Source organism: Frankia torreyi (genome assembly GCF_000948395.1).
GTDB lineage: Bacteria > Actinomycetota > Actinomycetes > Frankiales > Frankiaceae > Frankia > Frankia torreyi.
In genome coordinates this window covers 25,875-46,331 of sequence record NZ_JYFN01000054.1, presented here as the reverse complement: position 1 = coordinate 46,331, position 20,457 = coordinate 25,875, and the positions used below count along the sequence as shown (strand labels likewise).

The window sequence follows — 20,457 nt, the reverse complement described above, 5'->3', positions numbered from 1 at the left end:
CGGCCCCCACCCCGGCCCCCGCCCCGGCGCCGGTCCGCGCGCCGGAGCCGGCCCCGGTGCCCGCCCAGGCACCGACCGCACCCGCCCCGGTGGCCACCTCCAACGGCGACGGCGGGATCGGTCGCTACGTCACGCCGCTGGTCCGCAAGATGGCCGCCGAGCTGGGCGTCGACCTCGCCGACGTGACCGGCTCGGGCCCCGGCGGCCGGATCACCAAGCAGGACATCCAGGAGGCGGCCCGCTCCGGCGCCGCCCCCGCCGCCCCGGCAGCTCCCGCCGCGCCGTCGGCACCGGCCCGCCCCGCGGCCCCGGCCGCCCCGGCTGCGGCCGCCCCGGCGACGACCGGCACGGGCACCTCCGCCCCCGCCCCGGTCCGTGGGCGCACCGAGAAGCTCTCCCGGCTGCGCGCCCTGGTCGCCAAGCGCATGGTCGAGTCGCTGCAGATCAGCGCCCAGCTCACCACCGTCGTCGAGGTGGACGTCACCCGCATCGCGCGGCTGCGGGACCGGGCCAAGGCCGGCTTCCAGGCCCGCGAGGGACTGAAGCTGTCGTTCCTGCCGTTCTTCGCGCTGGCGACCTGCGAGGCGCTGCGCGAGTTCCCGCAGCTCAACGCCAGCCTCGACGTCGAGGCGGGGACGGTCACCTACCACGGCGACGAGAACCTCGGCATCGCCGTGGACTCCGAGCGCGGCCTGGTCGTGCCGGTCATCCACAGCGCCGGTGACCTCAACCTCACCGGTCTCGCACGCAAGATCGACGATCTGGCCAGCCGGACCCGGGCCAACAAGATCTCCCCGGACGAGCTCGGCGGGGGGACCTTCACCCTCACGAACACGGGCAGCCGAGGCGCCCTGTTCGACACGCCGATCATCAACCAGCCGCAGGTGGGCATCCTCGGCACGGGGATCGTGACGAAGAAGCCCGCCGTCATCGACGACCCGGAGCTCGGGGAGATCATCGCCGTGCGGTCGGCGGTGTACCTGTCGCTGACCTACGACCACCGCATCGTCGACGGGGCCGACGCCGCCCGCTTCCTGACCTTCATCAAGCGGCGGCTCGAGGAGGGTGCCTTCGAGGCCGACCTGGGCCTCTAGGCTCCGCCAGCCTCAGGACGCCGCCAGTCTCCAGGCGCCGGCAGCGGACACGGGCCCGGTCGCCGCCTCGCATCCGAGGCGGCGACCGGCCACGATGGTCACCATGCGCATCGTGGTGACCGGGGCCTCGGGACTGATCGGTTCAGCACTCGTCCCCGCCCTGCACGGGGACGGCCACACCGTGACCACCCTGGTCCGGCGGACACCCCGCACCGGCGGCGAGATCCAGTGGGATCCCGCCGCCGGTCGGCTCGACCCGGCGGCGCTCGCCGGCACCGACGCCGTCGTCCACCTCGCCGGCGCGGGCATCGGCGACCGCCGCTGGACCGACGACTACAAGCGCCTGCTGCGCGACAGCCGGATCGCCGGCACCGACCTGCTCGCCCGCACCCTCGCCACCCTCACCCCGCCCCCGCAGGCGTTCCTCTCCGGCAGCGCCGTCGGCTGGTACGGCACCTCGGCGGGCGGCGACGCCGGCCCGCTCGACGAGAACGCCCCCGCCGGCGCGGGGTTCCTCGCCCGGCTCGTCGAGGACTGGGAGGCGGCGGCCACGCCCGCCCGCGAGGCCGGCATCCGGGTCGTCACGCTGCGGACCGGGGTCGTGCTCTCCCGCCACGGAGGCAGCCTCGGCCGCCAGCTCCCGCTGTTCCGGCTGGGGCTCGGGGGTCGGCTGGGATCGGGCCGCCAGTGGCTGAGCTGGATCAGCTGCACCGACCACGTGGCGGCGTTGCGCCTGCTGCTCGCCGACGACTCGGTGGCCGGGCCGGTGAACCTGGTCGCGCCCGAACCCGTCACCAACGCCGCCTTCACCGCGGCGCTCGCGTCGGCGCTGCACCGCCCGGCGTTCGCCGCGGTACCCCGCCTCGCCCTGCGCGCCGCCCTCGGCGAGTTCGCCGACGAGGGCGTCCTCGCCTCCCAGCGGTTGGCCCCCGCCGTGCTGACCGCAGCCGGCTTCCGGTTCACCCACCCCGACATCGACACCGCGCTGCGGGCGATCCTCACCGACGGCGCCTGAACTAGTTCCCCGCGACGGGGATGCTCTCCGAGACCCGCCAACCGGAGCCCGTGCGGAGCAGCACGAGATCGTGGCGCTGGGGGTCCTTCGCCGGCTGGTGGGCGAGAAGCTGGCCGCGGGCGTCGAGGTAGTCGTAGGCGGCCAGGCGTTCGGTCACCCGCAGCACCGTGCGGTTCGGCTGCTCGTCGCGGACCTGCAGCGCGAGGATCTCGCTGTGCAGCGGCGACGCGTGCGCGCCCTGGGCGATGACCTGTCGCATGAGGGTGACGTCCGCGTTGTAGGCGGGGCTGCCGGCGGCGTCGGACTGCCCCAGCAGGGACTCGTCGGCGTGCTCGAAGGCCCCACTGCGGGCGGTGTTGAGCGCGCCCAGCACGGCACGCCAGATCTGCTCGGGCGACTGGTTCGCCACCGGTGAGGCGGTCGGGTCCCGGCCGGGCACGCCGGCCGCGGGCGGCGACGCCGGCTGCGGCGCGGGCGCCGCGGTATCGCTGGTGCCGTCCCCCGACGGGCTCGTCATGAGCAGCACGACGGCCACCACGACGGCGAACAGGCCCAGCCCCGCGGTGACCGGCAGCAGCCAGCGCCGCCGCCGGGCGCCCGTGCGGCGCGGCCGACGGCCGGCGCCCGCCCGCCCGGCCCGACCCGACGAACCCGCCGCCCCCGGCGGAGAACCAGGCGCCGCGGAAGCACCGGTCCGGCCGTGGGTCCCACGGGATCCTCCGGCCGCCGCGCCGGCGGCGGGCCGCGACGGGCGGGTGGCGGGCCGCGACGCTTCCGGGGGCGCCTTCACCGGGCTCGCTCGGTCCGCCGCGGCCGGGGTCGTGCCGGCACCCCTGCCCGCGACACGGGACGTCCGGCGGGCGGGCGTCGAACGCCGCGGGGGCGGGGGCAGGGAGTCGAGCAGCTCCGCCGCGTCGACGGCGGTGGCGCCGCTGGTCGGCCGGCCGGGCGCGCGGCCGCCAGGAGGGGGCTGGTCGGCGTCGTCATGGGGGCCCGGCCCGTCGCGCGGGTCGCGGGTGCCGTCCGGCCCCGGGTTCAGGCGGGCACCCGCCAGCAGCCGCGGCCGACCGTCGCCGTCGCCGTCGCCGTGTCCGTGTCCGCCGGGCTCCGGGACGCCCACCGCGTCGGCGGGGGGCTGTGGACGGCGCGGCGAGCCGGGTGGGTCGGGCGGCCCGGCCGGGGTGCGCCGCGCGCCGGGCGGCCGGGATTCGGCGGCAGGGGGCCGGCCCGCCGGGGGAATCCGCGGCAGGGTCTGCGTGGGTGAGGGTTCCGCGGGGCGCACGGCCGTCCTCGGCTCGCCGTCGCCGGGCAGCCGCACGGGCAGGGGGGTGGCGCTGCGGGCCAGCGCGGCGGCGAGCTCGGCGGCGCTCGGCCGCCGGTGCGGATCGTCGATCATGGCGGTGGCGACGGCCACCGCGACCGCGGCGGCATCCGGGCCCGTCGCCTCCCGCATCGCCCCCAGCAGCAGATCGGCGAGGTCGTGCACGTCCGCCGAAGCCGCCTCGGGCGGAAGGGGATCGGCCCTTGCGGCGTCGGCCAGCGCGGCGATCCCGAGGCCGGTCAGGACCGGGCGCCCGTTCGGCTCCAGCAGGATGTCCTCCCGTTCGAGCCGGCCGTGCACGATGCCGACCGCGTGCGCGGCGGCCAGCGCCTGCGCGACCGGCAGGCCGACGGTGACGACCTCGCCCGGATCCAGATCGCCGCGCAGCGCCAGCAGGCGGGCGAGGCTGATCGCGCCGACGACCGGTTCGGTGATCAGCGCCAACCCCTCCGCCGTGGGCAGCACCGCCACCACGGGGTTGATGTGCGGGTGCGCCAGCTCCGCCAGCGCGCGGGCCGCGGCGACCGCCGCCGAGCGCAGCACCGGGTCGGGGGCGAGACGCACCCGGCGCACGACGCACTCGATCCCGGACTGGTCGAACTGACCCGCCCAGAGCTCGCCGGAGCCCGCGTCCCGCAGCCGGGAACGCACGCTCACCCCCGGCACCTCGGGTGCCCCGCCGACGCGCCGTGCCGGCCTGTCCGCGGAATCGTCGGTGAAGGTCACAGGTAGCGACGCTAGGCTCAATCGGGGCGACTCTGCATTGTTCTTCGTCCGGTTGTGGATAACTTTTTACGATCACTCCTGCGGCGGCGTCCTGCCCCGCACCGGTCTGGGTGAGGACATGCCTGGTCACGACGGGTGCGGGCCGGCGCCGGGCGAGACTGGGCGGCAGACCTGTCGGACCCGGCCGGAAACCTGACGGCGACGTCCGGCCCCCCGCGAGGGCGCGGATGCGCGGATGGCGGACAATCGCCCGAGACCGGGTCCGGACGGCAGCGCCGCCGGCCGACGAGCCAGGGGGAAAGCGGAGTGCAGATCCTCGCCACCAGCGGCGGTTTCCTTCCCGACGGCCGGTACGGCGCGAAGGTCGGGCCGATCCTGACGCACGCGATCGACCTGGCCGGGGCCGGCCCGCGGCCCCGGGTCTGCCTGCTGCAGACGGCGCTGGGCGACGACCAGGGCGCCTATGCCCGCGGCTACGCCGCGTTCAACCGCGACCGGCCCGACGTGCGGGTCTCGCACCTGGCGCTGTTCCCCATGCCGAACATCCCGGACATCCGCGGCCACCTGCTGGCCCAGGACGTGATCTGGGTCGGTGGGGGCAGTGTGGCGAACCTGCTCGCGGTCTGGGCGGTGCACGGGCTGGGCGAGATCCTGCGCCAGGCGTGGGAGGCCGGCGTCGTCCTCGGCGGCGTCTCGGCCGGCTCCCTGTGCTGGCATGTCGGTGGCACCACCGACTCGTTCGGCCCGGACCTGCGGCCGGTCACGAACGGGCTGGGCCTGCTGCCGTTCAGCAACACTCCGCACTACGACTCCGAGCCGGGCCGCCGCCCGCTGTACCAGCGTCTCGTCGCCGACGGGACGCTGCCAGCCGGCTGGGCGACCGACGACGGCGTCGGGCTGCACTTTCGCGGCACCGACCTGGTCGAGGCCGTCGCCGATCGGCCAGGCGTGCACGCCTGGCGGGTCGAGCGCGGCCCCGACGGCGCCGCGGTCGAGACCTCGGTCACACCCCGCCTGCTACCCGGCGCACGCGTAGTCTGAATGGCGTGGATGTTCTGAGGCTTTCCGTGGTCCCCTACCGCGAAGCGTGGGACATGCAACGATCCCTCGCCGAGGCCCGGGTGGCCGACGAGGTGGACGACACACTCATCCTGGTGGAACATCCCAGCGTCTATACCGCGGGCCGGCGGACGCAGCCCTTCGAACGACCGCTGGACGGCACCGAGGTCGTCGACGTCGACCGCGGCGGCAAGATCACCTGGCATGGCCCGGGGCAGCTCGTCGGCTACCCGATCGTCAAGCTGCCTCGTCCACTGGACGTCGTCGCCTACGTGCGCGCCCTGGAGGAGGCCCTCATCGACTCCTGCGCCGAGCTGGGGCTGGCGACCCGCCGGGTCGACGGCCGCAGCGGCGTCTGGACGATGGACGGTCTGCGCAAGGTTGCCGCGATCGGCGTGCGGGTCCGGCAGGCGGTGACCACCCATGGCTTCGCGCTGACCTGCTCGTCGGACCTGGGCGCCTTCGGGCAGATCGTCCCCTGTGGCATCACCGACGCCGGGGTGACGAGCCTGTCCGCCGAGCTTGGTCGGGCGGTGACCGTCGCCGAGGCCCGGCCGGTGGTCGAACGGCACACCCTGGCCGTGCTCGCCCGCTACCTCGGCGGGCGCAACCTCGGCGATCGCCTCACCGCGCGGGTCGAGCCGGCCGAGGAGCCCCCGGCGCAGCCGCAACCCGGGACCGAGCGGATGGAGCTGGTCGGATGAGCGCGGTCGCCCCCGAGGGACGCCCCCTGCTGCGCCTGGAGGCGCGCAACGCGCAGACGCCGATCGAGCGCAAGCCGCCGTGGATCCGCACCCGGATGCGCACCGGCCCGGAGTACTCCGACGTCAAGGGGCTGGTCCGTGCTGCCGGGCTGCACACGGTGTGCGAGGAGGCCGGCTGCCCGAACATCTACGAGTGCTGGGAGGACCGCGAGGCGACCTTCCTGATCGGCGGGGACGTCTGCACCCGGCGGTGCGACTTCTGCCAGATCGACTCGGGCCGCCCCACACCGCTGGACCGCGACGAGCCGCGGCGGGTGGCGGAGTCCGTGCGCACGATGGGGCTGCGCTACGCAACCGTCACCGGCGTGGCCCGCGACGACCTGGCCGACGGCGGTTCCTGGCTGTACGCCGAGACGGTCCGCCAGGTCCACGCGCTGTCCGCGGATACCGGGGTCGAGGTGCTCATCCCCGACTTCGGCGGGCGGGCCGACCAGCTCGACGAGGTTTTCGGTGCGGCCCCCGAGGTCCTTGCGCACAACCTCGAGACGGCGCCGCGGATCTTCAAGCGCATCCGGCCGGCGTTCCGCTACGAGCGCTCCCTCGACGTGCTGCGCCAGGCTCGCACGGCCGGCCTCGTCACGAAGTCGAACCTGATCCTCGGGCTCGGCGAGACCGGCGAGGAGATCCACGAGGCCATGCGGGACCTGCGCACAGCCGGCTGCGAACTACTCACCGTAACCCAGTATCTGCGGCCCACGCCCCGTCACCACCCGGTGGAGCGTTGGGTGCGGCCGGAGGAGTTCCTCGACTGGGAGCGCGTCGGCGCCGAGCTTGGCTTCTCCGGCGTCATGTCCGGGCCGCTCGTGCGCTCGTCCTACCGGGCCGGCCGGCTCTACCAGCAGGCGATCATGGCTCGTGGCGAGGGCCGCACCGCGATGTCCGATCTCCCCGAAAGTGTGCTGGAAACCTCTCACACGCTGTGACGGGCACGCTGGTGGGCATCCCCCGGACGGGCTAGGCTACACATCGTAGCGTTACCCCCTTGTCACGAGGGGGGTCTCTCTCTGGCCCATCATCGAGGTGTGCGCCCACGACCGTGCCGGGAGGTCGTTCCCATCGTGCTCCGTTCACTGCTCAGTGTCATCGAAGAAGCGACTCTGCTCGTGCTGCCGCATGGCGGACAGAAGACCGCGCGGCGCAACGCCTGGCGCGCAGCCGCCGACCTGCACGTCACATCGGGTTACCGATGGGTCGACCCGGTGTCGGTGGCCCCGATCGCACCCGGACCCGACGCGTGCGCCAGCATCCCGGGCACCGAGGGCGCCGCACGGGTTTCTCGCCTGGCCGGCCTGGGCGGCGCAGCGACCACCGCCCGCATCGGCGCGGCCGTTCGTGGGCTGCCGCGGGTCGTCGCCGCCCAGAGCTGATTCCCCGGCCGGCGGGCTGCCCCGCCGACAGCCAGGACAGCGGGGATCGGGCAGACCGAGCAGATGGTCGCGGCGGATGATCCCGGCGGACGCGACAGCCGCACTGCGGCGAGCCGCCAGGCCGTAGGCTCGCGGTCATGGCACTGAGGAAGCAGCCGAGGGACACCGCGGGATCGTCGACCCCCGCGGCGGCGGGCAGGAACGCGGCAGCGAGCGGGAAGAACGACGGGAGCCGGGGCGGCGCCACGGGCCGCGGCGGTGGTGCGGGCCGCAGTGGTGGTGCGGGCGGGGGCGGCGCCGCGGAGGGGACCGGTTTCGCGGCCCGTCTCGCGCAGTTGCGGATGGTCTTCACGATCACACGCCAGCGCGATCCGCAGGTGCTCTGGTTCACCCTGGCGGCCTTCTTCGTCCCGCTCGTGATCGGCGTTCTGCTCGGCATCCTCGTCGGGCCGCTGTACGTGTGGATCCCTATTGCCATCCTGCTCGGCGTCGTGGTCGCCCTGAACGTGTTCAGCCGGCGCGTCCAGCGCACCGCCTACGCGGAGATGGAGGGCAAGCCCGGAGCCGCGGCCGGCGTGGTCGAGCGGATGCGCGGCGACTGGCGGATCACTCCGGCGGTCGGCGTGAACCGCCACCAGGATGTGGTGCATCGGGTCGTCTCCCGCGCCGGAGTGGTGATCATCGCGGAAGGCCGCGGCCGCGGGCCGAGGGAGCTGCTCGTTGCGGAGAAGCGCCGGATCCGCAAGGTCGTCGGCGACACGCCGGTGACCGACATCATCGTCGGCACCGGCGAGGGCGAGACGCCGCTACCGAAGCTCCAGGGCACGCTGATGCGGCTTCGCCGGACTCTGCGTCGCGGGGAGGTGGACGCCCTCGACCGCCGGCTGCGCGCCATGGGCGGCGCGGCCCTGCCGATCCCGAAGGGCCCGATCCCCCGCAACGTGCCCCGGGGCGGCCGCCTGCGCTGACCCGACGACGCGGCGGTGACGGGGCCGGTCGTGGGCGTGGGAGGGCGAGGCCTGGCGGGCGAGGCCGTGTCACGGCCGACGGTCTGGGTCGAGTCCGGGTGTGGGTGTGGTGAGCCCGGTTGCGCGGAACACATGAACCCGGGTCGCTCCAGTCGCACCTGGCCACGGCCTCTCCCGCCGGGGACCGCCGGACTTCGGGCCTGCCTGCCTAGGGGGCGGAGTCCGCGCGGACGGGATCGCGCACGACCACGGTCCCGGCCGCACGATCATGCAGGCCGCGCTGGTCGCGGTCCCAGACGACCACGGGCACCAGCAGCGCCAGCAGCAGGGTGCGCACCCCGATCCAGGGCCAGGACTGCCGGCCGCGGTCACGCAGCCGGATCACCCGCATGCCCAACAACCGCATGCCGATCGTCTGGCCGCCGGTGCTGACGAGGATGAACTCCTCCAGCAGGAACACCAGGTAGATCGCCAGGCCGCGAACGTCGCCGGCGTAGCTGAGCCCGGCCAGATACAGCACGCCGACGATCAGGTTCGCCACGACCGCGTCGATGAGGTACGCGCCCAGCCGCGGCCCGAAGCCCACGACCGAGCCGCGGCCCTCCGCCGGCAGCCCCAGCCGGACGCCCGGCGGCGTGTCCCGGGGCAGACCAGGCCCTTCGAGCCAGCCTCCAAGTGCTCGTCCCACGACGCAAGCTTATCCGCCGCACCGACCTGCACCCAAGGGTTCACCAAGGGTGATAAAGTGCGCTCCCGTAACATAAACGAAACGACTTCGTGATGTCGCGGGTCCGCCGGGGCATGACCGAAGACACATCGACATGCCGTAACCTACAGGCTTGATAAGCGTGACGGGACGCTGGAGGTCGAATGTTCACAAAAGCCGAGGACGTGCTCCGTTATATCCGCGACGAGGACGTGCAGTTCATCGATGTAAGATTCTGTGATCTGCCCGGAATCATGCAGCACTTCACTATTCCGACGCAGGTCTTCGCCGAGTCGGTGTTCACCGACGGGTTGATGTTCGACGGCTCCTCAATTCGAGGTTTCCAGGCCATCCACGAGTCCGACATGCTGTTGCTGCCGGACCCGCAGACCGCCTTCGTGGATCCGTTCCGTGAACACAAGACCCTCGCGATGACGTTCTTCATCCACGACCCGATCACGAAGGAGCAGTACTCCCGGGACCCGCGGAACATCGCCAAGAAGGCGGAGACGTACCTGCGTGGTACCAGCATCGCCGACACGGCCTATTTCGGACCCGAGGCGGAGTTCTACATCTTCGACGACGTCCGCTATGACTACAACCCCTACGGGTCGATGCACCAGGTCGACTCGGTCGAGGCCGCCTGGAACACCTCCCGAAAGGAAGAGGGCGGCAACCTCGGTTACAAGCCCCGCTTCAAGGGCGGCTACTTCCCGGTCCCGCCGACCGATCACTTCACGGACCTCCGCTCGGAGATGACGCGGGTCCTCTATGAGACCGGCATCACCGTCGAGATGCAGCACCATGAGGTCGGCACCGCCGGGCAGGCGGAGATCGACATCCGCTACGACACGCTGTTGAAGACCGCGGACAACCTGATGCTCTACAAGTACGTCATCCGCAACGTCGCCCGCAGCCGGGGCAAGACCGTCACCTTCATGCCGAAGCCCCTGTTCGAGGACAACGGGTCCGGCATGCACGTGCACTCCAGCCTGTGGAAGGACGGCGAGCCGCTGTTCTACAGCCCCAACGGCTACGGCGGCCTGTCGGACACCGCGCGCTACTACATCGGCGGCCTGCTGCACCACGCACCGGCGCTGCTGGCGTTCACCAACCCGACCACGAACTCCTACCGCCGGCTGGTCCCCGGCTACGAGGCACCGGTCAACCTCGTCTACTCGGCGCGCAACCGCTCCGCGTGCTGCCGCATCCCGCTCGGCGGCGACTCGCCCAAGGCGAAGCGGGTCGAGTTCCGCGTCCCGGACCCGAGCTGCAACCCGTATCTGGCCTTCGCCGCGATGCTCATGGCCGGCCTGGACGGCATCCGCAACAAGATTGACCCGCCGGACCCGATCGACAAGGACCTCTACGAGCTCCCGCCGGACGAGCTGGCCGCGGTCCCGCAGGTTCCCGGCTCGCTGGAGAAGGTGCTCGACGCGCTCGAGGCGGACAACGATTTCCTCCGCGAGGGCGACGTCTTCACCACCGATCTGATCGAGACCTGGCTGGAGTACAAGCGGCTCAACGAGGTCGACGCCATCCGGCTCCGGCCGCACCCGTACGAGTTCACCCTCTACTACGACATCTGACCGACAGCGTCACCTTCACCGCCGGCCGGGCCGAGAAACCCGGCCGCGCGGCCGGGGCGCCGCGCGCGCCGGCCGAGAATCGGTGGAGATTCCCGTCGGCCGCCTTCTCCGGGCCCCGTTCCAACAGCGCCGGAGTGGGGCCTCCCGCACGGTCGTGGGCGCCCTCCGAGAAAAATATTCCGTGCTGTCTGGGCGGGACCGGTAAAATTGACGCCCACCACCTTGGGACGACCGGCCGAACGGCTTCGAGGAACCAATGCCCTGGTCCGGCCGCCAATACCATCTGTGACGCACCAGAGACGAAGAATTAACAATCGCGGAACCGGGCGGTAACGGGGCCCGACGAGGCTCCGACCGAACCCTCCCGTCCATCGCGGCCTGGGTCGGCCTCCCCCAGGCCGATCACGAAGTCGCACCGTTTCGTGCAGGACCAACCACGGGGAGTATTGAGTGAGTTATCAGGCCGAGTACATCTGGATCGACGGCACCGAGCCCGAGCCTTTGATGCGTAGCAAGACGCGCATCATCAAGGACGGCAAGGAGCCGGAGATCTGGGGCTTCGACGGCTCGAGCACCAACCAGGCGCCGGGATCGAACTCGGACTGCGTGCTGCGTCCCGTCTTCGAGACGCCCGACCCGATCCGGGGAGGCGACAACCGCCTGGTGCTGTGCGAGGTCCAGCTGACCGACTTCACGCCCCACCCGACGAACACCCGGGCGGCCGCCCTCGGTGTCGCCGAGCGGTACGCCGACATGTCGCCCATGTTCGGCATCGAGCAGGAGTACACCTTCTTCAAGGACGGCCGCCCGTACGGCTGGCCGGAGGTCGGCTACCCCGCGCCGCAGGGTCCGTACTACTGCGGCGTCGGCGGCTCGAAGATGCCCGGTCGCCAGATCGTCGAGCGGCACACCCAGGCATGCCTCGACGCCGGCCTCGCCATCGAGGGCACCAACGCCGAGGTCATGATGGGCCAGTGGGAGTTCCAGATCGGCGTCCTGCCCGCGCCCGCCATCGGCGACCAGATCTGGTTGGGCCGCTGGCTGCTCCACCGGATCGCCGAGGACTACGGCGTCGAGGTGTCCTTCGCCGCGAAGCCGATCCCCGGTGACTGGAACGGTGCCGGCGCGCACACCAACTTCTCCACCAAGCAGACGATGGAGGGCTGGGACGCCATCGTCACGTGCTGCGAGGCGCTCGGCACGCGCGTCACCGAGCACGTCACCCACTACGGGAAGGGCATCGAGGACCGGCTGACCGGCAAGCACGAGACCGCCCCCTGGAACAAGTACTCCTGGGGCGCCTCGGACCGCGGCGCCTCGGTCCGCATCCCCTGGGCCGTCGAGAAGGCCAAGAAGGGCTGGCTGGAGGACCGTCGTCCGAACGCGAACATGGACCCGTACCTGGTCACCGCGCTCATGATCGACACCTGCTGCAGCGCCCTGGCCGGCGACAAGCCGACCCTGTTCGTGCCGTCACAGACCACTCCGGCGCCCGCCGAGGCGAGCGTCTGAGCCTGACCGACACGTCTGCCCGGACCGGTCGGCCGAGCAGTCCGCCGGGCCGGAAACACGCCGGCGCGGCGGAGGCAGGTCGACACGCCTGCAGCAGGTCGACGCGGCTGGGCAGACATCGCGTCCTGGCCGGGGCGCTCGCGCGGGGGAGCGCCGGCGCCCCGATCCCCCGGTTCCCGCAACGGTGCGCACCGCGACGTGAGGTGGCAGCCGACAGGCCGGCCGTCCGAGGCTTCCCTCGGACGGCCGGCCTGTCGGCGTCCTGGGGCGGATTCACGACCCCGAGATCGGGCCGGAGCCGGCGGCGCGCCGGAGCGGACGGCGGTCCGCGGCGCTCAGCCGAACTCGGCGGTCCGCTCCCGCGCGAAGACGTCCGCGACGACCGCCTCGGCCCGCGTCGCCAGCCGCCGGTACTCGGCGAGGAGGTCGTCGGCGCCGTCCGCCGGCCAGCCCGCGGCCCGCGCCGTCGCCTCCAGGGCCCGCGGGCGATCAGGGAGCACGTCCGGCCGCGGCCAGCCCGCGAGCGTGCTCGCGTTGCGCAGCCGCGACGCCGACAGCCAGGCCGCCTGCAGGTCACCTGCCTCCGCCTCGCCGAGCAGCCCGGCGAGCACCGCGGCCCGCAGACCGTCGAGGGTTGAGGTGGTGCGCAGCGACGGGACCTGCCGGCCGTGGCGAAGCTGGAGAAGCTGCACCGCCCACTCCACGTCGGTGAGCCCGCCGGGACCGAACTTCAGGTGGCGGGTGGGATCGACCCCGCGGGGGATCCGCTCGCGCCGCATCCGACCGCGAAGCCGGATGATCTCATCGATCGCCGCCGCCGGCAGCGTCGTCGGGTAACGCACCGTATCAGCGAGCCGGCAGAACCGGTAGGCGAGCTCGGGATCCCCCGCCAGCGGCCGCGCGCGCAGCAGCGCCTGCGACTCCCAGTCCTGCGACCAGCGGCGGTAGTAGGCGTCGTAGGCGTCGAGCGGGCGCGACAGGGCGCCGCTGCGGCCCTCCGGGCGCAGCGTCGTGTCCAGCCGAAGCGCCGGATCCGGGCCGGGCACGGCGAGCAGCCGGTGCAGCTCCCCGATCACCTCGGCGGCGGCCCGGTGCGCCTGCTGCGCCGAATGGCCCGGGCGGGCCTCGTGCACGAACAGGACGTCGGCGTCGCTGCCGTAGGACATCTCCGCCCCACCGAGCCGGCCCATCGCGATGACGGAGATCCGCGCCGGCAGGCAGGTGGGATCTCCCCCGGCGATCCGGCGCTCCGCGACGAGCAGCGTCGCGGCGACGGTGGCGGCGGCGGCGTCCGCCAGGGCCCGCCCGACCGCGGCCACGTCGAGCAGGCCGAGCAGATCGGCGCAGGCGACCCGGACCAGCTCTTCCCGGCGCACCGCCCGGGCCCGGCCGACGGCGTCCTCCCAGTCGGGGTTGCGGTGTGCGATCGCGAGCATCGTTCGGCTGAGCGTCTCGCGCGGCACGGGGACGAGGTCGGCCTCCGTGCGCAGCAGCCGGACCGATTCGGGCGCCCGCGTCATCAGATCCGCGACATACCGGCTGGAGGCGAGGACCCGGGCGAGCCGGTCGGCGGCGCCGGCGGAGTCGCGCAGCAGCCGCAGGTACCAGGGGGCGCGGCCGAGCGCCTCGCTGACCCGGCGGTAGGCCAGCAGGCCCGCGTCGGGATCGGGCGCGTCGGCGAGGGTCGGCAGCAACGTCGGTAGCAGATGCCGCTGGATCGCGGCCGTCCGGCTCACCCCGCTGATCAACGCCTCGATGTGGCGCAGGGAGCGGTCCGGGGCGGCGAATCCCAGCGCGGCGAGCCACTGCTGCGCCTCGGCGTGGGACAGCCGGACCTCCTCGGTCGACAGCCGGGCGACCGCCTCCAGCAGCGGGGCGTAGAACAGCTTCTGGTGCAGTGACCGCACGGTGCGCACGATCCGGGCGTGGGCGTCGGCGAAGTCCTGGGCGGTACGCATCCCCATCGACCGGGCAAGCCAGCGCAGCTCGCCCGGATCTCGCGGCAGGCTGTGCACCCGGCGCAGGCGCTGAAGCTGGAGCCGGTGCTCGGCGTTGCGCAGGAAGCGGTACGCCTCGGCGAGGTCGGCGGCGTCGCGCCGGCCCACGTACCCACCGCGGGCGAGGCCGTCGAGGGCGGCGAGCGTCGAGCGCTCCCGCAGCTTCGCGTCCACCCGGCCGTGAACAAGCTGCAGGAGCTGGACGGCGAACTCGACGTCGCGCAGCCCGCCCGGGCCGAGCTTGAGGTTGCGCTCCGCCTCCGCGCGCGACAGCGACGATTCGACCCGCCGGCGCATCGCCCGCACGTCGGCGACGAAGTCCGGCCGAGAGGCGGCGGTCCAGACCAGCGGCGCGACCATGGCACAGAACTCCGCGCCGAGCACCAGGTCGCCGGCGATCGGGCGGGCCTTGAGCAGGGCCTGGAACTCCCAGGTCCGGGCCCAGCGACGGTAGTAGGTGCGGTGGCTGTCGAGGGTGCGCACCAGGACGCCGTCGCGGCCCTCCGGGCGCAGGCCGACGTCGACCTGGAACAACGCGCCCGCGGAGGTCGCCAGCCCCGCCGCCCGTACCAGCCCCTCGGCCATCCGCGTCGCGGCCCGCAGCGCCGTCTCCGCATCGGCCGCCTCGCCGCCCGCCACCGGCTCGGCGACGAACAGGACATCGACGTCACTGACGTAGTTCAGCTCCCGGCCCCCGCACTTGCCCATGCCGATGACGGCGAGCCGGACCGCGGGCAGGTTCGGGTCGAGGCCGGCGCGGGCGATCGCCAGCGCCGCGTCGAGTGCCGAGCCGGCCAGGTCGGCGAGCTCCGCGGTGGCGTCGTCCAGCGCCACCGCGCCGGTGAGGTCCCGCGCAGCGACGACGAGCAGCGCCCGGCGGTAGGCGACGCGCAGCGCGTCGAGGGTCGCCGGCCGGTCGTCGGCGGCGCAGGGCGCCGGATCGGCGGGGTCCGCGCCGACCGCGCGCAGCAGTGCCGCCCGGACCCGGCCGGCCTCGGGCGGGGCGCCGACCAGCTCGTCGGGCCGCAACACCCGCCAGTCCACGGGATGGCGGGCCAGGTGATCGCCGAGTGCGCGGCTCGCGCCGAGCACGGCGCACAGCCGGTCCCGCAGCCCGGCGTGCCCGGCCAGGTCCGCGACGAGTGCCTGCCCGTCGGCCGGGCCGAGCGCGTCGATGAGCCGGTCCAGCGCGGCGAGCGCCAGGTCGGGGTCGGCCGCCGCGGCCAGCGCGCCGACCACGACGTTCGCCGCGAGCCGGACCTCCCCGCCGGAGCCGGGCCGCCCATCCCCACGGGTCGGCCCATCCCCACCGGTCGGCCCATCCCCACCGGTCGGCGCCGCCGAACCGCCGAGCAGGCCGAGCCGCTCCATGGTCGCCGCCACCTGGTCGACGTCGCTGAAGCCGAGGCGCGCGAGCTGGGCGGCTACCGAGCTGCCGCGCGGATGGTCCGCCGCGGGCGGCGCGCCGGACCCGGTCGAGATCCCCGGCCATTCGACACGCATGCCGGAACGCTCACAACACGGGCAGGTAGCGGTCGATCTCGAACGGCGTCACCTGCCGGCGGTAGTCCTGCCACTCGGCCCGCTTGTTCCGCAGGAAGAACTCGAACAGCTCGTCGCCGAGGGTCTCGCGCACCAGCGAGGAGCGCTCCATCACCGTGATCGCCTCGGCCAGCGAGCCCGGCAGGGCGGTGATTCCCCGCTCCTGACGCTGGACGTCGGTAAGCGTCCACACGTCGTCGGCCGCCGGCGCGGGCAGATCGTAACCGCCCTGAACACCCCGCAGCCCGGCGGCCAGCACCAGGGCGAAGGTGAGGTAAGGGTTGCAGGCGCTGTCCGGCAGCCGGAACTCCACCCGGGTGGCCTGCGACTTGTGCAGCTTGTACAGCGGCACCCGCACCAGGGCCGACCGGTTGTTGTGGCCCCAGCACACGTAAGCGGGCGCCTCCAGCACCTCACCGAGGCGCTGGTCGCCGATGAGCCGCTTGTAGGAGTTCACCCACTGGTTCGTCACCGCGGTGATCTCCGCGGCGTGCGTGAGCAGGCCGGCGATGAACGCCTTCGCGACCTTCGAAAGCTGGTATTCGTCGGTCGGGTCGTGGAACGCGTTGCGGTCACCCTCGAAAAGGCTCAGGTGAGTGTGCATGCCCGAACCGGCCTGATCGCCGAACGGCTTCGGCATGAAGGTGGCATAGATTCCCTGCCGCAGTGCCACCTCCTTCACCACCTGCCGGAAGGTCATGATGTTGTCCGCGATGGTGAGGGCGTCGGCGTAACGCAGGTCGATCTCCTGCTGCCCGGGCGCAACCTCGTGATGGCTGAACTCCACCGAGATACCCAGCCGCTCCAGCATGCTGATCGCCTGCTGGCGGAAGTCATGGCTGATGTCGTTCGGCGTGAGGTCGAAATACCCCGACTCGTCGACCGGCGCCGGCATCGGGCCACCGCGCTTCGGCGGCTCCTTGAGCAGGAAGAACTCGATTTCGGGATGCGTGTAGAAGGTGAAACCCGCATCCGCCGCCCGGGCCAGGGCGCGGCGCAGTACCCACCGCGAGTCCGTGGCGGCCGGCGCCCCGTCCGGCATGATCAGGTCACAGAACATCCGAGCGGTGAGCGGATGCTCACCGCGCCACGGAAGCACCTGGAACGTGGAGGGGTCCGGCCGGGCCAGCATGTCGGCCTCGTGCACCCGCGCAAAACCCTCGATCGCGGAGCCGTCGAAACCGATGCCCTCGGCGAGCGCGCCCTCGAGCTCGGCGGGCGCGATCTCCACCGACTTCAGGTAGCCGAGCACGTCGGTGAACCAGAGCCGAACGAAGCGGATGTCCCGCTCCTCCAGAGTCCGTAGAACGAACTCCTGCTGCTTGTCCATGGTGCCTCCGCGCTGAGGTGGGGACTCGACCATACGGGCCGCCCGGTCAGCCTGACCCGACCATAGCGAGGACATCGCTCCGCCGCCGTGATGTTGCGTGCCGGCAACCGGCCCGCCAACAGCGCGTCACATCCTGCCCCCAGCACCTACAGCACGGTCTACCCCGCAACCCACAGCCGCACCGCGGATCATGCTGCCGGCGGAGCGAGGCAGAGACGGAACTCAGGCCTGACCCTTGCGCCCCATTCCCAGCGCCTTCCGGTAGAGCTCCGGGACGCGATAACGCTCGGCCTCGTCCCGCGTGCCGGAGTCGATGTGCAACAGGCCGACCTCCAACCCCAGGCTGACCACATCCGAGTCCACCGCGAGCTCGCCGGCCGGGAACGGCGTGCGCCCGATCTCCCGCAGCGCGTCGAACAGCGGGACGAGTTCGGCGAACTCCTCCTCCAGCGAGACCATCTCCTGGTCGCTGATGTCGTCCAGCGATTCCACCAGCGCCCTGGGCCGGATCAGGCTTCGCTCGTACGGCGATGCCGGGTACCATCCGCGCTCCCGCCCCAGAGCGCGATCGAACAGCCGGACCAGCGATCGGGGCGAATGATCCCCGTTGCCGTCCGCCAGTCGACGCCATACCCAGTTGTAGGTGAAGGCGGTCTTGTCTCCGGAGATCCGCTCCCCCACCAGCACGCGCCAGGCATCGATCACCCGGGACTGCGGCCATGAATCGACCACGGCCGGCGAAAGCGCAGCCGAGCCGATATCAGACATTCTCTGCCCGACCAGTTCGGCAACTTCCCGAACCCGCAGCGCCTGTTTGACGATCACCTTGAGATAGTCGGTCTGGTTCGCCCAGGACAGCCGTGCGTCGCGGCCGAAGAAGTGGGACTTGTTCGGGAGCTGGACGGCGCGCCAGATGTCGTCTCGGAGCAGGATCTTCAGCCGGAGGTTCACCAGCTCGTCCCCCCGCTCGGATACCAGCGACAGCAGGCCACCGACGCCGTCGCGGCGTCTTTCCAGATCCTCCGGGGTGCGCCCGAAGCCCGCATCCAGACCGTCGAACAGCAGGAGGGTGTCACGCGGCATCGTCGCGTCCAGCTCCCGAAGCCACTGCCAGGAGACAAGGCCGACGTCACGGGCCGCGAGCATCGTGCGCACGTCCTCGACCAGATCGAGCGCGGTGTACTCCGACTCGTCCTTCGCCTTGCAGGCCAGCTCACCGAAGGCGGCGGGCACAGTATGGCGGTCTCCCCCGCGGAGCAGGATCGCCACACCGATCACCAACGTCCAGGCCACCCGCCAGTCATTGCCACCGTCCGAGAGTGCCGTACCCACCGCCTTGTACGTATCGCTGGATGGCATCCATGGACGGCGCATGGGCAGGTCGGGGGGGCTGGTCACCACGACGCTCCCGCCCGCGGTGGCGAGCCGGCGGAACAGCGCCGTCTTGCCGGTGCCCTTGCGCCCCAGGATAAGCGGGATGTCTGCCCGGGTGGCCCGCCCGACCGTCTCGGTCTGGAGAAACGTCTCCTGGAATTCGACGTCCGACTGGTCCTCGGCAGCGCCGGCCGAGAACCGCAGCTCGGCCAGGGCGGCGGATTTCGAGGTCGACACGAGCGCGACCGACACCACCGGGGCACCGAGTTCTTCGGCTGCCGATCCCGGGACGAAACCCTTGATCCATTCACTGATCGGCGCGTAAGCGCCGATCCCGGTCTCGGTGACCACGCTGTCGGTTCCAGCCACATCCTCGCTGTAGCCGACGACGTGGATGAGCTCCTCGACCTCTCCGAAGGCGGCCTGGCCGCCCTCGACGACCGCGGGCGCGAGCCACTCGCCGATCCAGTCGGCGGCCCGGTCCTCGTAACGCCTCCGGATCTCCGGCGCTCCCGCGCCGGGCACCGGACTGACGACAAACCGTGGTTCGGGCGTATAGGAACGTTCGGACCTCGCGGCCAGCAGCGCCCGCGTCAACGCCCGCGTCCCCACCCGCGCCTGCGGATGCGGAAAGAAGGTCACGACGGCGATGTCGGCAACGTCGAACAGCAGCGGTGCCGACAGCGGGCTGATTCCGGTCCGCGCGTCGATGAGGACGATCTGCGGGGCGATCCGCAGCCGGCCTACCGCAGCGATCAGATCCCGCAGCGGGTTGTTCTCCTCCCGGTACCACGCCGCCGGGTCGAGCTGGGCGAGCTGGCGGGCATAGTTGGCGTCCGGGTGACCGGCGGGAAGCAGGTAGAGCTCACGGTCGGGGTGCACACGCAGCAGATGGGGCGTCACGTCCGGGACCTGCCCGGCGATGTCGGACTCCAGCAACAAGGGAACGATGCCCCGTCCAGGCTCCACGTCGCGCTCGACGTCGAAGAGCGCCGCGAGACCGGGGGCCTCCAGGTCCATGTCGAGGCAGAGGACCCGGTGCTCGCGAGAGAGCAACAGGGCGGTATAGGCGAGCGACGTCGACCTTCCGACACCACCGCGTAGGGAGTAGAACGTCGCGACCAGCGGCTCGGAAAGAAAGTCGTCCGAGCGGGAGGGCAGCCGGACCTCGATCGGCTCCTGTTGGCCGCGCGCAAGCGAATCCGGCCACAACGGCAGCTCCAACGCCTCGTGCCGCAGGATGTCCGCCGTTCCCTCGGCCGCTGACGCGGCTGCCTCATCGGGCGTGAGAAGACCGATGGCTGCGATTTCAGAATCCGGCAGAACTGAGCCGAGCGCAAGTGAACGTCGCTCGGCCGGAATCTGATCGTAGAAAAGTCGGGTGACCACCCGGATCCGATAGCCACGGAACGGGTCCGGCGCCACCTGCACCTGCGCCAGGTGGTCGCGTGCGCGCAGCCGACTCAGGACGGCCACGCGGATCCGATCCGCCGCCTCCTGGGCGCTGTTCGGCATGTCCACGCCTCCCGCCCTTGTCGGTGATCGTGCTGGCTACGCCTTCGCGCGCCAGGAGCGCGACGAGATCATCCTAACCGTCGGAGCCGAAGCCCGAGGTAGGCGGCGAGCCGCCGGGCCCGCGCCAGCTCGGTGGCGTAATCGATGTCGGGAGAAAGCGTGGGGTCGTACCGCATGGTGACCGTACGCTCGTCGGCGTAGGTACGTAGATCTCCCGGAAGATCGGTCCGATGGATGCCGCAGTCCTCAAGCAGCGGCATAAGTTCATGTATCTTTTTCGCCGACTTGCCGCGGGCCGAGGCAAGCGCCTTGGCGTAAGCCTCGACGACATATCCCATGAAGTACAGCGCCGCGAGCTGACGCGACTGCGCGTGCAGCACGTCGGCGTCGGTGCCACGTTCACGGGCGACAGCCGCCCAATGGTCGGCCCGCCTACGCCATGCCGGATCCAGTGCCCCCGCCTCCCCCACCCCTCACGGCAACATCTTCGCGCGAGTGTAACCAGTCGGTATCGGGGCGGATTCGCGCACTGAATGCGATTCCGGAAGGCGAGCTCATCTGGACACGGGCTGTCCCTC

At 72.3% G+C, this 20,457-nt stretch carries 15 protein-coding genes; 9 read left to right on the top strand and 6 right to left on the bottom strand.

What is annotated here, in order from left to right:
• Both sucB and FF36_RS24585 read left to right on the top strand, forming a co-directional pair.
• Positions 1–1,094, top strand: a 1,094-nt coding sequence (sucB, locus tag FF36_RS24590; protein ID WP_044887545.1) for a 2-oxoglutarate dehydrogenase, E2 component, dihydrolipoamide succinyltransferase, incomplete at its 5' end; no start/stop codon positions are given.
• 103 nt (positions 1,095–1,197) lie between these two features.
• Complete coding sequence (locus tag FF36_RS24585) at positions 1,198–2,109, top strand: TIGR01777 family oxidoreductase (protein WP_044887544.1); 912 nt, start codon at positions 1,198–1,200, stop codon at positions 2,107–2,109.
• A gap of 1 nt (position 2,110) precedes the next feature.
• On the opposite strand, the gene FF36_RS24580 is transcribed toward FF36_RS24585, so the two are convergent.
• Positions 2,111–4,087, bottom strand: coding sequence for a protein kinase family protein (locus FF36_RS24580; RefSeq protein ID WP_242419273.1), 1,977 nt, complete (start codon positions 4,085–4,087; stop codon positions 2,111–2,113).
• A 375-nt stretch (positions 4,088–4,462) separates the two neighbouring features.
• Between FF36_RS24580 and FF36_RS24575 the strand changes: the two genes are divergently transcribed.
• The 5 genes from FF36_RS24575 to FF36_RS24555 all read left to right on the top strand — a co-directional run bounded on the left by FF36_RS24575 (position 4,463) and on the right by FF36_RS24555 (position 8,314).
• Complete coding sequence (locus FF36_RS24575) at positions 4,463–5,197, top strand: Type 1 glutamine amidotransferase-like domain-containing protein (protein WP_044887536.1); 735 nt, start codon at positions 4,463–4,465, stop codon at positions 5,195–5,197.
• 5 nt (positions 5,198–5,202) lie between these two features.
• Positions 5,203–5,919, top strand: coding sequence for a lipoyl(octanoyl) transferase LipB (gene lipB, locus FF36_RS24570; protein ID WP_044887535.1), 717 nt, complete (start codon positions 5,203–5,205; stop codon positions 5,917–5,919).
• A complete protein-coding gene (gene lipA / locus FF36_RS24565; protein WP_044887534.1) occupies positions 5,916–6,902 on the top strand; it encodes a lipoyl synthase in 987 nt (328 codons plus the stop codon). The genes lipB and lipA overlap by 4 nt, the downstream gene beginning before the upstream one ends.
• Positions 6,903–7,037: 135 nt before the next feature.
• Positions 7,038–7,346 (top strand): hypothetical protein, encoded by a 309-nt coding sequence (locus FF36_RS24560; RefSeq protein WP_044887533.1) that lies wholly within the window; start codon positions 7,038–7,040, stop codon positions 7,344–7,346.
• 137 nt (positions 7,347–7,483) lie between these two features.
• Positions 7,484–8,314 carry a DUF4191 domain-containing protein gene (locus tag FF36_RS24555; protein ID WP_044887532.1) on the top strand — a complete coding sequence of 277 codons (831 nt, stop codon included), beginning with the start codon at positions 7,484–7,486 and terminating at the stop codon, positions 8,312–8,314.
• A 208-nt stretch (positions 8,315–8,522) separates the two neighbouring features.
• On the opposite strand, the gene FF36_RS24550 is transcribed toward FF36_RS24555, so the two are convergent.
• Positions 8,523–9,002: an RDD family protein gene (locus FF36_RS24550; RefSeq protein ID WP_242422811.1), complete on the bottom strand. Its 480-nt coding sequence runs from the start codon at positions 9,000–9,002 to the stop codon at positions 8,523–8,525.
• Positions 9,003–9,184: 182 nt separating this feature from the next.
• Between FF36_RS24550 and glnA (FF36_RS24545) the strand changes: the two genes are divergently transcribed.
• Together glnA (FF36_RS24545) and glnII are read left to right on the top strand one after the other, a co-directional pair.
• Positions 9,185–10,609: a type I glutamate--ammonia ligase gene (gene glnA, locus FF36_RS24545; protein ID WP_044887530.1), complete on the top strand. Its 1,425-nt coding sequence runs from the start codon at positions 9,185–9,187 to the stop codon at positions 10,607–10,609.
• A gap of 450 nt (positions 10,610–11,059) precedes the next feature.
• On the top strand, positions 11,060–12,121 hold the full coding sequence (glnII, locus tag FF36_RS24540) for a glutamine synthetase GlnII (RefSeq protein ID WP_044887529.1): 1,062 nt from the start codon (positions 11,060–11,062) through the stop codon (positions 12,119–12,121).
• A 335-nt stretch (positions 12,122–12,456) separates the two neighbouring features.
• Here glnII and FF36_RS24535 read toward each other — a convergent pair whose 3' ends face one another.
• The 4 genes from FF36_RS24535 to FF36_RS24520 all read right to left on the bottom strand — a co-directional run bounded on the left by FF36_RS24535 (position 12,457) and on the right by FF36_RS24520 (position 20,349).
• The gene (locus tag FF36_RS24535) at positions 12,457–15,621 is read right to left on the bottom strand and encodes a bifunctional [glutamine synthetase] adenylyltransferase/[glutamine synthetase]-adenylyl-L-tyrosine phosphorylase (RefSeq protein WP_044887528.1); all 3,165 of its coding nucleotides are present in this window, start codon (positions 15,619–15,621) and stop codon (positions 12,457–12,459) included.
• A 10-nt stretch (positions 15,622–15,631) separates the two neighbouring features.
• Positions 15,632–16,990, bottom strand: a complete 1,359-nt coding sequence (glnA, locus tag FF36_RS24530) for a type I glutamate--ammonia ligase (protein WP_041939652.1) — start codon at positions 16,988–16,990, stop codon at positions 15,632–15,634.
• A 222-nt stretch (positions 16,991–17,212) separates the two neighbouring features.
• Positions 17,213–19,879 (bottom strand): KGGVGR-motif variant AAA ATPase, encoded by a 2,667-nt coding sequence (locus FF36_RS24525; protein WP_044887543.1) that lies wholly within the window; start codon positions 19,877–19,879, stop codon positions 17,213–17,215.
• A 68-nt stretch (positions 19,880–19,947) separates the two neighbouring features.
• A complete protein-coding gene (locus tag FF36_RS24520) occupies positions 19,948–20,349 on the bottom strand; it encodes a HEPN domain-containing protein (RefSeq protein WP_110431508.1) in 402 nt (133 codons plus the stop codon).
• Positions 20,350–20,457: the final 108 nt, after the last annotated feature.

What these genes read in the sequence shown, in the direction of transcription:
- FF36_RS24585 (WP_044887544.1), top strand. Translation starts at nt 1,198, where the DNA reads ATGCGCATCGTGGTGACCGGGGCCTCGGGACTGATCGGTTCAGCACTC.
- lipA (WP_044887534.1), top strand. Translation starts at nt 5,916, where the DNA reads ATGAGCGCGGTCGCCCCCGAGGGACGCCCCCTGCTGCGCCTGGAGGCG.
- FF36_RS24555 (WP_044887532.1), top strand. Translation starts at nt 7,484, where the DNA reads ATGGCACTGAGGAAGCAGCCGAGGGACACCGCGGGATCGTCGACCCCC.
- glnA (WP_044887530.1), top strand. Translation starts at nt 9,185, where the DNA reads ATGTTCACAAAAGCCGAGGACGTGCTCCGTTATATCCGCGACGAGGAC.
- FF36_RS24535 (WP_044887528.1), bottom strand. Translation starts at nt 15,621, where the DNA reads ATGCGTGTCGAATGGCCGGGGATCTCGACCGGGTCCGGCGCGCCGCCC.
- glnA (WP_041939652.1), bottom strand. Translation starts at nt 16,990, where the DNA reads ATGGACAAGCAGCAGGAGTTCGTTCTACGGACTCTGGAGGAGCGGGAC.
- FF36_RS24525 (WP_044887543.1), bottom strand. Translation starts at nt 19,879, where the DNA reads ATGCCGAACAGCGCCCAGGAGGCGGCGGATCGGATCCGCGTGGCCGTC.